General features: G+C 74.0%; 11 protein-coding genes. 8 read left to right on the top strand and 3 right to left on the bottom strand.

The genetic code is table 11. The features are described 5' to 3' along the window. The first annotated feature begins 83 nt into the window (after positions 1 to 83). The 6 genes from C6361_RS34930 to C6361_RS34905 all read left to right on the top strand — a co-directional run bounded on the left by C6361_RS34930 (position 84) and on the right by C6361_RS34905 (position 6362). Positions 84 to 1805, top strand: coding sequence for an NYN domain-containing protein (locus C6361_RS34930; protein ID WP_369930976.1), 1722 nt, complete (start codon positions 84 to 86; stop codon positions 1803 to 1805). A 268-nt stretch (positions 1806 to 2073) separates the two neighbouring features. Further along, positions 2074 to 2301: a hypothetical protein gene (locus C6361_RS34925; protein ID WP_107270441.1), complete on the top strand. Its 228-nt coding sequence runs from the start codon at positions 2074 to 2076 to the stop codon at positions 2299 to 2301. A gap of 211 nt (positions 2302 to 2512) precedes the next feature. After that, positions 2513 to 3772 carry a M48 family metallopeptidase gene (locus C6361_RS34920; RefSeq protein WP_107271377.1) on the top strand — a complete coding sequence of 420 codons (1260 nt, stop codon included), beginning with the start codon at positions 2513 to 2515 and terminating at the stop codon, positions 3770 to 3772. Then, positions 3769 to 4893 (top strand): glycosyltransferase family 4 protein, encoded by a 1125-nt coding sequence (locus C6361_RS34915; RefSeq protein WP_107261555.1) that lies wholly within the window; start codon positions 3769 to 3771, stop codon positions 4891 to 4893. The genes C6361_RS34920 and C6361_RS34915 overlap by 4 nt, the downstream gene beginning before the upstream one ends. 170 nt (positions 4894 to 5063) lie before the next feature. Beyond that, positions 5064 to 5738 (top strand): thioredoxin family protein, encoded by a 675-nt coding sequence (locus tag C6361_RS34910; RefSeq protein WP_107270440.1) that lies wholly within the window; start codon positions 5064 to 5066, stop codon positions 5736 to 5738. A 183-nt stretch (positions 5739 to 5921) separates the two neighbouring features. Next, positions 5922 to 6362, top strand: coding sequence for a DUF4395 domain-containing protein (locus tag C6361_RS34905; protein WP_107270438.1), 441 nt, complete (start codon positions 5922 to 5924; stop codon positions 6360 to 6362). 171 nt (positions 6363 to 6533) lie between these two features. Here the strand turns inward: C6361_RS34905 and C6361_RS34900 are convergent, their stop codons facing one another. From C6361_RS34900 to C6361_RS34890, 3 genes are read right to left on the bottom strand one after another with little or no spacing between them, the layout of a single operon-like run. Further along, positions 6534 to 7202, bottom strand: coding sequence for a response regulator transcription factor (locus C6361_RS34900; protein WP_091557164.1), 669 nt, complete (start codon positions 7200 to 7202; stop codon positions 6534 to 6536). Positions 7203 to 7209: 7 nt separating this feature from the next. Continuing rightward, positions 7210 to 8904 carry a GAF domain-containing sensor histidine kinase gene (locus C6361_RS34895; RefSeq protein WP_107261549.1) on the bottom strand — a complete coding sequence of 565 codons (1695 nt, stop codon included), beginning with the start codon at positions 8902 to 8904 and terminating at the stop codon, positions 7210 to 7212. 14 nt (positions 8905 to 8918) lie between these two features. Next, positions 8919 to 10733: a long-chain fatty acid--CoA ligase gene (locus C6361_RS34890; protein ID WP_107271376.1), complete on the bottom strand. Its 1815-nt coding sequence runs from the start codon at positions 10731 to 10733 to the stop codon at positions 8919 to 8921. Between the two features lie 163 nt (positions 10734 to 10896). Between C6361_RS34890 and C6361_RS34885 the strand changes: the two genes are divergently transcribed. Together C6361_RS34885 and C6361_RS39375 are read left to right on the top strand one after the other, a co-directional pair. Beyond that, positions 10897 to 11352 (top strand): SRPBCC family protein, encoded by a 456-nt coding sequence (locus C6361_RS34885; protein WP_107264314.1) that lies wholly within the window; start codon positions 10897 to 10899, stop codon positions 11350 to 11352. Positions 11353 to 11512: 160 nt separating this feature from the next. Continuing rightward, the gene (locus tag C6361_RS39375) at positions 11513 to 12718 is read left to right on the top strand and encodes a hypothetical protein (RefSeq protein WP_107270436.1); all 1206 of its coding nucleotides are present in this window, start codon (positions 11513 to 11515) and stop codon (positions 12716 to 12718) included. Positions 12719 to 12730 lie beyond the last annotated feature (12 nt).

The raw sequence follows: 12730 nt of genomic DNA, 5'->3' as shown, positions 1-12730 counted from the left end.
TACCAGTCGTTACCGGGGGCCGACGGGGCGAGATCATCTGAGGTGTTGGGCGATCGGTAGGGTGTCGGTGGGAGACTGGCGGCATGCCCCGCGCCGAACCGTCCGACGACCGCCTCCCCGAGGAGGCGGCGCAGCTCGCGCGCTCTGAGCGTGCTGGCGATCCCGGGCGGGACGGCGGCAGCGACGAGCCGCGTCCGGCCGTACCCGGTACCGACGAGGCGGAACCGACGCTGGTCACCGACACATCGCCCGGCCCCGGGGGCGGAGCAGCCGTGCCGCCCGCCGGCCCGCTGACGGAGCCGACCGGCGACGACCCGATCGAGACCGACCCGATCGACACCGACCCGGCTGCTACCGAGCCCGGTGACGGTGAGCCGGGCGGCGGTGATCCGGGCGGCGGTGATCCGGGTGACGGTGAGCCGGGCGGCGGTGATCCGGGCGACGGTGAGCCGGGCGACGCTGGGGCTGCGGATCGGGAGCCGAACGATCGGGAGCTGGGGGATCGGGAGCCGGAGCCGACCCTGCCGGAGCCGGTCCGGGCCCGGATCGTCAGCCTGGCCGCCGCCGCGTTGCCGACGCTGCCCACCGACGAACTGCCGCCGCCGCTGCGCCGGGTCGCCAAGTTCGCGCCGAACCGGCGGGCCCGGCTCGGCGGCGGACCGATCGCCACCCAGCTCGCCGCCGATCCGCTGTTCCGGCAGCGGGTCGCCAGCCGGGTCCTCGCCGAGGCCGGGGAACTCGGCTCCGTGGTGGTCTCCGGTGCGAGTCCGGCCGCCGCCGATCCGGTGGAGGTCGCCGCGCTCGCCTACCTGACCCGACCGCCGGGCTGGCGTGACCTGGTCGAGGATGCCGGTGCGGCGGTCCGGGCCGAGGCCGACAGCGCCGTCGTCGCCGAACTGGTCCGCGAGGCCGAACAGCGGGCCACCCGGGCCGAGCACGACCGTGCGGTGGCGAAGGTGGAGGCCGACAAGCTGCGCGACGAGGTGGCCCGGCTCCGGGAGGAGTTGGGCCAGCTCCGCGAGGAGAACCGGGTGCTGGGCCGAACACTGCGGGAGGCGCAGGCCGGGCAGCGGCGGGCGGCCGAGCTGCTCGCCACCGAGAAGGGACGGGCCAGCCGGGCGGCGGCCGACCACGAGGCGGAGCTGCGCAGGGTACGGGCCCGGTTGGCCGAGGCCGAGGCGACCGCCGGTGCGGTCCGGCAGACCGCCAAGGAGGCCCGGTCGGTCGACGACGCCCGGCTCTGGCTGCTGCTGGAGACGATCGGCCGGGCCGCCGTCGGGCTGCGCCGGGAACTCGCCCTCGATCCCGCCGACCGGTTGCCGGCCGACTACGTCGCCGACGCGTTCGCCGAGCGTCCGGCGACGGCCAACTCGGCCCGGGCGCTGGACGCCGACGACCCGGCCCGGCTGGACGAGCTGCTGGCCCTGCCCCGCGCGCACCTGGTGGTCGACGGTTACAACGTCACCAAGCGGGGCTTCGGGGACATGTCCCTGGAGCAGCAGCGCAAGCGTCTGATCACCGGCCTGGGCGGCATCGCGGCGCAGACCGGTGACGAGGTGACGGTCGTCTTCGACGGCGCCGAGCGGATGCACGGGCTACCGCCCGCGCCGCGCGGGGTGCGGGTGCTCTTCTCCCGGAAGGGTGAGACCGCCGACGACCTGATCCGCCGGCTGGTCCGGGCCGAGCCGGCCGGGCGGCCGGTCGTGGTGGTCTCCTCCGACCGCGAGGTCGCCGATGGGGTACGCCGGCACGGCGCCTACCCGCTCGGCGCGGACTCGCTGCTCCGCCGGCTCGCCCGCTCCTGAGCGGGCACCAGCACCTCGGGTGCCCTGCCCTGCTGTGCCGTGCCCTGCCCTGCTGTGCCGTGCCCTGCCCTGCTGTGCCCTGCCCTGCTGTGCCCTGCCCTGCTGTGCCGTGCCGTGGCACGGCCGCCGCCAGTTTGTCCGTTGATCATCTGGATGGGGGCGTTGGGCGGCAACGGAGGTTTTGTCGTACCCCTGTTCTAGGGTGGGTGTCACGGACGGTGGCCGCGTCACGACAACACCGTCTCCCGCTGCTTTGAGGAGTGAGCAGATGCTCATCGACTGCGACAGTTGCACCCTCCGCCGGGGTGCGGCCTGTTCCGGGTGCCTGGTGAGTGCCCTGCTGGACCAGCCGCCGGGACAGGCTTCGTTGACCGCCGACGAGATACACGCGATCGAGGTCTTCACCCGGGCCGGCTTCGACGTCGAGATCCTCGACGCCCCGGTCTCGGCGCCGACCCGGCTCGCCAACCGGCGCCGAGGCCGACGGGTCGCGTAGTCCGCCCGGCGCAGGACTCCGCCCGGCGCAGGACTCCGCCCGGCGCAGGACTCCGCCCGGCGCAGGACTCCGCCCGGCGCGGGACTCCACCCGGCGCAGGACTCCGGCCGGCCGGTCCGGCATAGGATTGGCCGCGCGATCGGGCCGGCGAAAGGGCAGAGCGGATGACCCAGTGGGTGGAGCGGACGACCCAGTGGGTACGGGCGACGGCATGACGCCGCGTGCCTGGGCCGGGCTGACCCTCGTCGCTCTCGTACTGCTGCTCGTCGCCGCCACCGCGCTGCTGGTGCCGTGGCACCGCCCACCCGCGCCCCGCGCCGATCAGCTCTCCGCGCTCGACGAGTTGGATCCGGCCGAGGTGGCCCGGGGGAGGGCCTTCGCCGCCGCGCTGCGCCCGGGTGGCTACGGCGCGCTGGCCGTCGGGCTGGTGATCGCCCTGCTGCTCGGCCTCACCCCGCTCGGCGCGAAGCTGATCGCCCTGGTCGGGCGCCCCTTCGGTGACAACTGGATTGCCCAGGCCGTGCTCGGCGGCCTGGCCGTGGTGCTGGTGGCCGACCTGGTCACCCTGCCGTTCGCCGCCTGGCGGCACGCGGTGGTGGCCCGCTACGGGCTCTCCACCCAGGGCTGGGGCGGCTGGACGGTCGACCTGCTCAAGTCGTACGCGGTCAGTGCCGTGATCGGCGCGGTGGCGCTGCTCGGCTTCTACACGGTGACCCGGCTGGCCCCGAGGTGGTGGTGGGCGTTCGGGGCGGCCGGCGCGGCGGTGCTGGTCACGCTCCTCTCGTTCATATTGCCGGTGCTGGTGGAGCCGATCTTCAACCGGTTCACCCCGATGGAGCCGGGACCGCTGCGCACCGAGCTGATGACGCTGGCCGACGCCGACGGCGTACCGGTGAAGGACGTGCTGGTCGCGGATGCCTCCCGGCGGACCCGGGCGGTCAACGCGTACGTCTCCGGGTTCGGTCCGACCCGGCGGATCGTCGTCTACGACACCCTGCTGCGCGAGGCGCCGCCGGCCGAGGTGGCGAGCGTGGTCGCGCACGAGTTGGGCCACGCGAAGGACCGGGACGTGCTGACCGGCACCCTCACCGGTGCGCTCGGCGCGGCGGCGGCGGTCGTCGCGCTCTACCTGCTCGGCTCGTCGGCCGCGCTGTTGCGGGCCGCCGGAGTCGACTCGGTGGCCGAGCCACGGGCGTTTCCGCTGCTGCTGGCCCTGGTGACGGTGGCCGGTCTGGTGGCGACGCCGGCACAGGCCTGGGTCTCCCGGCAGGTCGAGGCGCGGGCCGACGCGCACGCCCTGGCGCTGACCGGTGACCCGGGCTCGTTCGAGGCGATGCAGCGGCGGCTCTCCAGCGTCAACCTCGCCGACCCCGATCCGCCCCGGTGGGAGTACCTCTTCCGGGCGAGTCATCCATCCACAGTGGAGCGCATGGCCGCGGCCCGCGCGTACGCCCGAGGAGCCGGCGGTTGACCAGGACTCTGCTCGTCACCAACGACTTTCCGCCGCGCCCCGGTGGGATCCAGTCCTTCGTGCACGGCCTCGCCGTCCGGCAGCCACCCGGATCCGTGGTGGTCTACGCCTCGACCTGGCGCGGTGCCGACAAGTTCGACGCCGACCAGCCGTTCGAGGTGGTACGCGAGCCGACCGGCGTACTGCTGCCGACCCGGCACGTCGCGCGGCGGGCGGCGGAGCTGGCCCGGTCCTACGACTGCGACACCGTCTGGTTCGGCGCGGCGGCCCCGTTGGGGTTGCTCGCCGCCGGGCTGCGTCGCCGCGCCGGTATCGGTCGGGTGGTGGCCCAGACCCACGGCCACGAGGTCGGCTGGGCGGCGCTGCCGGGTGCCCGGTCGGCGCTGCGCCGGATCGGTGACGGCGTCGACGTCACGACCTATCTGGGGGAATACACCCGGGTACGGCTGGACCGGGTGCTGCGCGGCCGCACCGAGCTGCGCCGGCTGGCGCCCGGGGTGGACGTCGACGTCTACCACCCGGACGTGGACGGGGCCGAGATCCGGGCCCGGCACGGCCTGGCCGACCGGCCGGTGGTGGTCTGCGTCTCCCGGCTGGTGCCGCGCAAGGGGCAGGACGCGCTGATCCGGGCGCTGCCGGAGATCCGTCGCCGGGTGCCGGGGGCGGCACTGCTGGTGGTCGGCGGCGGACCGTACCGGGCGACGCTGGAGAAGCTCGCCCGGCGGGCGGGAGTCGCCGGTGATGTCGTCTTCACCGGCTCGGTGCCGACCGCCGAACTGCCGGCGCACTACGCGGCCGGGGACGTCTACGCGATGCCGTGCCGGACCCGCAACGGCGGGCTGGACGTGGAGGGCCTGGGCATCGTCTATCTGGAGGCATCCGCGACCGGGCTGCCGGTGGTGGCCGGAAACTCCGGCGGCGCCCCGGACGCGGTCCGGGAGGGCGAGACCGGGTACGTCGTCGACGGCCGTGACGTCGGCCAGCTCGCCGACCGGGTGGCGACGCTGCTCGCCGACCCGGAGCTGTCCCGCCGGATGGGTGCGGCCGGACGCGCCTGGGTGGAGCGGGAGTGGCGCTGGGAGCGGCAGGCACGGCGGATGACGGAAGTGCTGACCGGCTGACGGAAGTGCTGATCGGCTGAGAAGTGCTGACCGGCTGACGGAAATGCTGACCGGCTTACGCTGCCGCGCCCCGGCGGGCCGGCGTCGGCGTACCGACTCGGGTCGGAACTGCCCGTCGATTCCCCGTCCCGGCGGTGGAGCCGGCCGGGGGAACGGGTGACATCACAACGATGGTCATCGACGCCTGGACATGGCAGTCTGTAGTGGTGCAGAACGCCGCATTGAGCGGTTCCGTCGCGGCGGTGGCCACCTTGCTGCTGGCCGCCGGCTACGGCCTGTGGCGCCGCCACTTCGACGGGCGACTCCGGCGGCAGTCGCCGACCAACCGGCTCTCCCGGGCCGGCTTCGGGCTGCGGTCGGACGACGGTTCCGATCCGGCTGCCGACCTTCGGCGCCAGCCTCCTGCGGCGCCGCCACCTCGGCCGCCGGGCGCCGATCCCGCCGCCGGCAACGGCTCCACGCCGGGCGCCGATCCCGCCGCTGGCAACGGCTCCACGCCGGGCGCCGGGGTCGGACTGCCGGTCGACCCCGCACTGCTGGCCGCGCTCGGGGTCCGGCCCGGCGCCTCCGCCACCCTGCTCCAGTTCTCGTCGGCGTTCTGCGCGCCGTGCCGGGCCACCCGGCAGGTGCTGGCCGACGTCACCGAGACCCTGGACGGGGTACGACACGTGGAGGTCGACGCGGAGAGCCAGTTGCCGGCGGTACGGGCCCTGGGCATCTGGCGTACCCCCACGGTGCTGCTGGTCGACGCCGACGGGCGGATCGTGCAGCGTGCCGCCGGAGTGCCGGCCAGGGCCCAGGTCCTCGCTGCGGTGGCGCCACTGCTGCGCCGGGGACCGTCATGACCCGGTGCACCGCCGGGAGTGCCGGGGTGGGCGTACCGTCTCGGCACCGGAAGGTCGGCGCCGGCCGGCCGTCCGCCCACCTCCGCCACTGACCAGCGAGACCGTCCCGGCGGCAATCCCGCGTCCACGTCCCGACGAGCGCCGTGACGACGACTGGCGCCGTCCCTGCCCACCGAGGTGAACATGTTGCTCGACCCCCGTGGACCGCGCTTTGCCGCGGTCGTCACCACGCTCGTCCTGGTCGTCGTACTCGTCACCGGCTCGGGTTGGCTGGCGCTGGCCCAGGCGGTGGTGTTCGCGATCGCCGCCGTCGACCCGCGCCGCAGCCCGTACGGCCTGTTGTTCCGGGCCGTACTGGCGCCTCGGTTGGCCCGCCCCGCCGAGTTGGAGCCCGTGGCGCCGGTACGCTTCGCCCAGCTTCTCGGGCTCGGGTTCATGCTGGTGGCCGCCGCCGGCTATCTCTCCGGCGCCACCTGGCTGGGGCTGGTCGTCTCCTGCCTGGCGTTGGCCGCCGCCTTCCTCAACGGGGCGTTCGGGCTCTGCCTCGGCTGCGAGACCTATCTGGCGTTCCGCCGGATGACCGGCCGGGCGATCCCCGCCCGGGTACCCAATCCGTCGAACTGACCACCGTCCACGACTGCGCCGGCCGGATCCCCGGCCACGGGCGACGTCGTGTGACCGCTGTGACTGCCCTGGCCGGTGTGGCTGGTCGTCGGCCACCGGAGACCAGCGGGGCGTACCCGCTGGCATCCGGCCCCGGCGGACCCGCCGCCGACGATCGGAACCGCCGACCGATCAGAACTTCGGGGCGTCCGGCGCTTCGAGCAGGCCCAGCCGGAGCGCGGTCATCAGGGCCTGGGCCCGGTTGGCCGCGCCGAGCTTCTCGTAGAGCTTCGAGATGTGCGTCTTGGCCGTCGACTCGCTGACGAAGAGCTGCTTCGCGATGCCGGCGACGCTCATCCCGTCGGCCAGCAGGCGCAGCACCTGTCCCTCCCGGGGCGAGAGCTGCGGGCCGGACGGGGCGAGGCGGCGCTTCATCGCCTCGGCCAGGTCCGCGGCGGTGAACGCACTCGGCGAGGAGGCCGCGTGCCGGGCGGCGGCGACGACCTCGTCGGCGGGGGCGGTCTTCGGCACGAAGGCGCTGGCACCGGCTTCGAGGGCGCCGAAGAGCTGGTCGTCGCCCGCGTACATGGTGAGCACCACGATGCCCATCGTGGCGCTGGACTTGCGCAGCGCCCGGGTCGCCTCCAGCCCGCTCCCGTCGGGAAGGCGGAGATCCATGATCACTACATCGGGTTGCAGGGCGCCGGCCTGGCGGACCCCCTCGGCGGCAGTGGCGGCCTCGCCGACGACCTCGAACTGCCGGTCCCGCTCGAACGCGTGCCGCAGGCCCTTACGAATCAGGTCGTGATCGTCGACGAGCAGGACCTTGGTCCGAGTGGTCGGCATGGGGCTGGTGGTCATGCTCGGGTTACTCCCCTTCTGATGCGGTGACGCTATCGCGCACGTTATCGCGCCGGGACGAGGTTCCGAGCACCACTGCCACCGTCGTGCCGCTGGGGTGTCGCGGACTGATCTCTAGCCGGCCCCGGATACGTTCCGCCCTCTCCGCCATGATCGCAAGACCATACCTGCCATCGGGCCGCTGGTCAGCGATGCCCTGACCATCATCCGACACTTCAATTTGGGCGAATGGGGGGTCCACGGCACAGGTGACCCAGAGATTCGACGCCCCGGCGTGCTTGCGGGCGTTCGTGATCGCCTCCTGTGCGATGCGCAGCAGCTCCGCCTCGGTGGCCGCCGGCAGCCGGGCGGTGGACTCGTCGAGGGTGTAGTGCACCCGCAGGCCGGCGGAGGCGCCGACGGTGCGGGCGTACTCGGCGATGGCGGCGGCGAGCCCGCCGTGCCGGTCGACCTCGCTGCGCAGCTCGAAGAGGCTCAGCCGCAGTTCGGTGATGACCCGGGTCACCTCGCCGCGCAGCGTACGCAGCTCCTCGGCGGTGTCGGTGGCGTCCTCGGGGAGGGTGGCCAGGGCGTTGTCGATGCCGTACCCGACCATCACGAGTTCCTGGGCCACCCCGTCGTGGATCTCCCGGGCCAGGCGCTGCCGCTCCTCGTTGGTGGCCAGCGACCGTACCTCGTCGAAGAGCAGCGCCGCCTCCAGCCGGAGCGCCGCCGGCCGGGTCAGCGCGGTGACCTGGGCCACCACCGGGGGCGGATAGGCGCCGGAGACGTCGGCCTCCAGGGTGACCAGGCCGACCGTCCGTACCCCGGCGACCAGCGGTACGACCAGCGCCGACACCTCACCGCCGGGGTGCGAGCGGGCCTGTGACCGGTGTGCCGTCTGGGGCTGCTGACTGGCCCAGGCGTCGGCGATCGCCGAGTCGGCGTCCAGGGTCGTCTCCCAGTCGACCCGGTCCACCCCGGCCTGGGCGAGTACGACCAGCCGGCCGCCGCCGCTGGCGGAGAGCACCGCGGCCCGGTCCGCCCGGGTCACCCCGCGCAACTCCTCGATCAGGTGCTCGGAGATGCTGCCGGGATCAAGAGTTGCCCCGGGTAGTTGTCGGGCGACACTGCGCAACTGGGTCAGCAGCCGGGTCGCCTCGGTGTACGGCTGCGGCCGGGGCTCGCCACGGGCCTGGACGATCCGTTGCAGCGAACCCGCCGCGAAGAGCCCGAGCGCGGCCAGGATCACCCACTGGGCCGCCACGGTCAGATAGCCGACCTGGCTGATCTGCGGCCCGCCGTCGCCGACGGTCAGGACCCCGCTGACCACCAGCGTCACCGCGGCGACCACGATCAGCGCGATGCCCTCCCGGATCCGCCGTTGCAGGGCCGCCACGGTCAGGGGTACGGCGAGGTAGGGCAGGATCGCCGACGCTCCGACCCCGGGCATCGGGGTACCGATGTTTGCCGCCGCGGCGACCTGGCCGGCGGCCAGCCCCACCAGGACGACCTCGGCGAACCGGCCCAGCGGGGCCAGCACCCGGTGTCCGGGGGCGGCCACGGCGGGGATGCCGGCGACGGCGAGCAGGGCGACCCAGCGGAGTTGCCCGGGCTCCCGGGTGGCGATCAGGGTGAGGACCGCGACGAGCGCGAGCATGATGACCCGCGCCGCCGCCGCGAGCGGGTGCGGACGGCTGAGGCCGGAGGTCGAGGCGGGCACCTGACGGATGGTAGTCAGTTGCCGTATATCTCGGCGATTTCCGCCGAGTATGTCTTCTCCACGACGCCTCGCTTGACCTTCATCGACGGAGTCAACTCGCCGGTCGCCTCCGCGAAGTCCCGGGGCAGGATCCGGAACTGCCGGACCGACTCGGCCCGGGACACCGCCCGGTTCGCCTCGTCCACGGCGCGCTGGATCTCGGCGCGCAGCTCGGGGTCGTCACGAAGCTCCCGGACCGGGGTGCCGTCCGGCCGGCCGTGCTCGCGCAGCCAGGCCGGCAGCGCCTCCTCGTCGATGGTGACCAGCGCGGCGACGAAGGGCCGACGGTCGCCGACCACCATGCACTGGCTGACCAGCCGGTGCGCCCGGATCCCGTCCTCGAGTACGGCCGGGGCGATGTTCTTGCCGGCGGCGGTGACGATGATCTCCTTTTTCCGCCCGGTGATGCGGAGGTAGCCGTCGTCGTCCAGCTCGCCGAGGTCGCCGCTGTGGAACCAGCCGTCCGGGGTCAGCACCTCGGCACTCGCCTCGGGGTTGTTCCAGTAGCCCTGGAAGACCACGTCGCCGGAGATCAGGATCTCCCCGTCGTCGGCGATCCGGATGGTCACCCCCGGCAGCGGTCGGCCGACGGTGCCGATCCGGATCGCCCCGGGCAGGTTCACCGCGACCGCCGGGGAGGTCTCGGTCAGCCCGTACCCCTCGTAGACCACCACCCCGACGCCCCGGAAGAAGTGTCCGAGCCGGGCGCCGAGCGGTGCTCCTCCGGAGATCGCGTTCTGGCAGCGTCCGCCGAGCGCGGCCCGGAGCTTGCGGTAGACCAGCCGGTCGAAGACCCGGTGCCGCAGCCGCAGCCCCAGGCCGGGTCCGGAGGGGGTGTCCAGGGCCTGGCTGTACGCGATCGCCACCCGCTCGGCGGCGGCGAAGATCTTGCCCTTGCCCTCGTCGGTCGCCTTCTGCACCGCGCCGGTGTGGACCTTCTCGAAGACCCGGGGTACCGAGAGCACGAAGCTGGGCGTGAACTCCTTCAGCTCGTCGACCAGGTTCTTCGTGTCGGCGCTGTGCGCCACGGTGGCCCGGGCCCGGACCGTGCCGATCTGGATCAGCCGGGCGAACGAGTGGGCCAGCGGCAGGAAGAGCAGCGTCGAGGCGCCCTCGTTGAAGAGGTTCGGCAGCACCGGGATGGCGTTGCAGATGTCGGAGAGCATGTTCCGGTGGGTCAGTACGCAGCCCTTGGGGCGTCCGGTGGTGCCACTGGTGTAGATGATCGTGGCGATGTCGGCCGCCTTGACCGCCTTGCGTCGTACGTCGACCTCGGCCGGGTCGACCGGGCCACCGAGCGCCACCAACTCGTCGATGCCGCCGAGTTCGATCTGCCAGACCTGCTCCAGGCTGGGCAGTCGGTCCCGCACCCCGGCCAGCGCCATCGCGTGCCCGTTGGTCTCCAGTACGCAGGCCACCGCCCCGGAGTCGGAGAGGATCCAGGCGACCTGTTCGGGGCTGGAGGTGTCGTAGATCGGTACGGTCACTCCGCCGGCCGCCCAGATCGCATAGTCGATCAGGGTCCACTCGTACCGGGTGCGGCTCATCAGCCCGACCCGGTCGCCCGGGTTGATCCCGGCGGCGATGAGTCCCCGGGCCACCGCGACCACCTCGTCGCGGAACTGCCGGCAGGTCACGTCGGTCCAGCCGTCCTGCTGGCCGGCGGCGTCGACGGCCCGTCGGACGAACTGCACGCTCTCCGGCGCCTCCTCGGCGTTGTCCCAGACCGGGTCGGTGAGGTTGGCCGCGTCCCCGACCGTGACCGCTGGGGGAACCGAGAACTCGCGCACCTGCACTCCCTCGTGCTCGTATCGACCCGGCCAGCCCGGCCGGTCGGACTACCCGCAACCTACCTTCGAGCCGACCGGACCGCCCGACCAGGTGGGTCGAGTCGGAACGAATGGGTCGAGGCGGTCAGCCGGAGTGGCCCCGCTGCGCGGTAGCCTGCCGGGCATGGCGGATTCCTCCACCCAGTCCATCGTCATAGCCGCGCCGCCGGCTCGGGTGACGGCGGTGATCTGCGACTTTCCGCGCTATCCGGAATGGGCCGACGCGGTGAAGCGGGTCGAGGTGGTCGAGGAGTACGAGGACGGCTACCCGGCCCGGGTGCGGTTCGTGCTCGACGCCTCGGTGATGACCGACGAGTACACCCTGGCCTACGAGTACGCCGAGGACATCTCGCGGATCGAGTGGCACCTGGTGGAGCCCTCGCGGATGCAGAAGGTCCAGAACGGGTCCTACGACATCGAGGACAACGGGGACGGCACCTCGACGGTGACCTACACCCTGGAGGTCGAGCTCTCGGTCGGCATGCTGGGGATGTTCCGGCGCAAGGCCGAGAAGATGATCATGGATGCCGCCCTGACGCAGCTCAAACGGCGGGTGGAGACTCTTGACGGGACCCGGTGACGCGCCCGGGGCGCGACGGCGCCTCGGCACGCGACGGCGAGGCGACCCCGGGCGCGCTGGTGCGCCAGGGAAGCCGACCGCCGACCGGGTGCGGTGAGGGGTTCGGGTTCGGACGGGATGCCGGGCCACCCGGAGCGGGGCGGGGGTAGAGGAGCCGATCATGGGAGACAGTGGTTCGTACGGGGGAGCGCCCGATCCGGGTTCCGCCCGGGAGGAGGCCGAGCGGCTGGTCGCCGCCGCGCTCGCGATGGCCCGGTCGGCCGCGTCCGAGGCCCGGGACCGGGCGGGTGCCTTCGGCCCGCTCGGACAGGTGATCTCCGACGTACTGGACCAGACCGGAGTGGTGCCCCGACCGGGCCGGCCGGGAGGGGCCACCCCGGGTACGCCGCCGACGGAGGGTCCCGGGCCGACCCCGGCCGACCCGCCCCGGAAGGCCCGACCGCACGGCGCGGTGCCGGAGCCCGGGCCGGCAGCCGCCACACCACCCGCCGACGACACGCCGCCACCGAACGCCGAGGCGCCGCCGCCCACGGGTACGCCCTCGACCGTCCCGGCACAGCCGCCGACCGGCGAGGCGCCGCCGACCGACACGACGTCGCGGTGGACGGGCGAGGTGCCGCCACAGGCGGGCCGGGCGGGGGTCGGAGCGGCCTTCGGGGCCGGTTTCGCCACCGGCGATCCCGAGTGCTGCGTCTGCCCGGTCTGCCGGTCCATCGCCGCGCTGCGCGACCCGAGTCCGGAACTCGCCGAGCGGCTGGCCACCGGCGCCGGTGACTTCGCGGCCGGCGTGGCCAGCCTGCTCCGCGCCCTCTCCTCGGTCACCGCCCCCGCCGAGCGCCGCACCGGTCCGGGCGGCGGTACCACCGGTTCCGGGACCGGCGACGACCCGACCGGGGACACCTGGGCGGCAGCCACCCGCGCGAGCACCGCCGACCCGGATGTCAGCCCCGGGAGCGGGGGCGCCGGGCAGGGTTCCACGGCTCCCTCCGAGCCGGATGTCAGCTCCGGGAGCGGGGGCGGAGGGCAGGGTTCCACGGCTCCCGTCGACCCGGCCGGAGCCCCGTCGGCCGACGTGCCGGGCCCACGCGGCGACACGGTGTGGCGCGAGGCGACCGGTACCAGGCATGATTCGTGGCCGGCGGGCGAGCCGGACGACGTCTGGGCGGCCGCCATCCGTGCCGAGGCCGGAACCGGGGAGACCCGGACGACCGCCGGTCCGGACCGGGCGACCCCGGCCGGGGCGGAGCAGGCCCGGCCCGCCGCGCCGCCGGCCACCGGACGACCACCGGTACCCGCGTCGCGGACCCCGGAGGGACCGGTCGCCGCCGGTTCCGGCGAGCAGACCGCCCCCGGCGAGGACGGCTGACCGCCGGGACGG

This window comes from Plantactinospora sp. BC1 (assembly GCF_003030345.1).
GTDB lineage: Bacteria > Actinomycetota > Actinomycetes > Mycobacteriales > Micromonosporaceae > Plantactinospora.
The sequence above is the reverse complement of the archived record's forward strand: the minus strand, read 5'-3'. Positions and strand labels throughout refer to the sequence as shown.

Bases quoted from the DNA above. Each gene is read 5' to 3' on its own strand.
- C6361_RS34930 (WP_369930976.1), top strand. From the start codon at position 84: ATGCCCCGCGCCGAACCGTCCGACGACCGCCTCCCCGAGGAGGCGGCG.
- C6361_RS34925 (WP_107270441.1), top strand. From the start codon at position 2,074: ATGCTCATCGACTGCGACAGTTGCACCCTCCGCCGGGGTGCGGCCTGT.
- C6361_RS34920 (WP_107271377.1), top strand. From the start codon at position 2,513: ATGACGCCGCGTGCCTGGGCCGGGCTGACCCTCGTCGCTCTCGTACTG.
- C6361_RS34910 (WP_107270440.1), top strand. From the start codon at position 5,064: ATGGTCATCGACGCCTGGACATGGCAGTCTGTAGTGGTGCAGAACGCC.
- C6361_RS34905 (WP_107270438.1), top strand. From the start codon at position 5,922: ATGTTGCTCGACCCCCGTGGACCGCGCTTTGCCGCGGTCGTCACCACG.
- C6361_RS34900 (WP_091557164.1), bottom strand. From the start codon at position 7,202: ATGACCACCAGCCCCATGCCGACCACTCGGACCAAGGTCCTGCTCGTC.
- C6361_RS34885 (WP_107264314.1), top strand. From the start codon at position 10,897: ATGGCGGATTCCTCCACCCAGTCCATCGTCATAGCCGCGCCGCCGGCT.
- C6361_RS39375 (WP_107270436.1), top strand. From the start codon at position 11,513: ATGGGAGACAGTGGTTCGTACGGGGGAGCGCCCGATCCGGGTTCCGCC.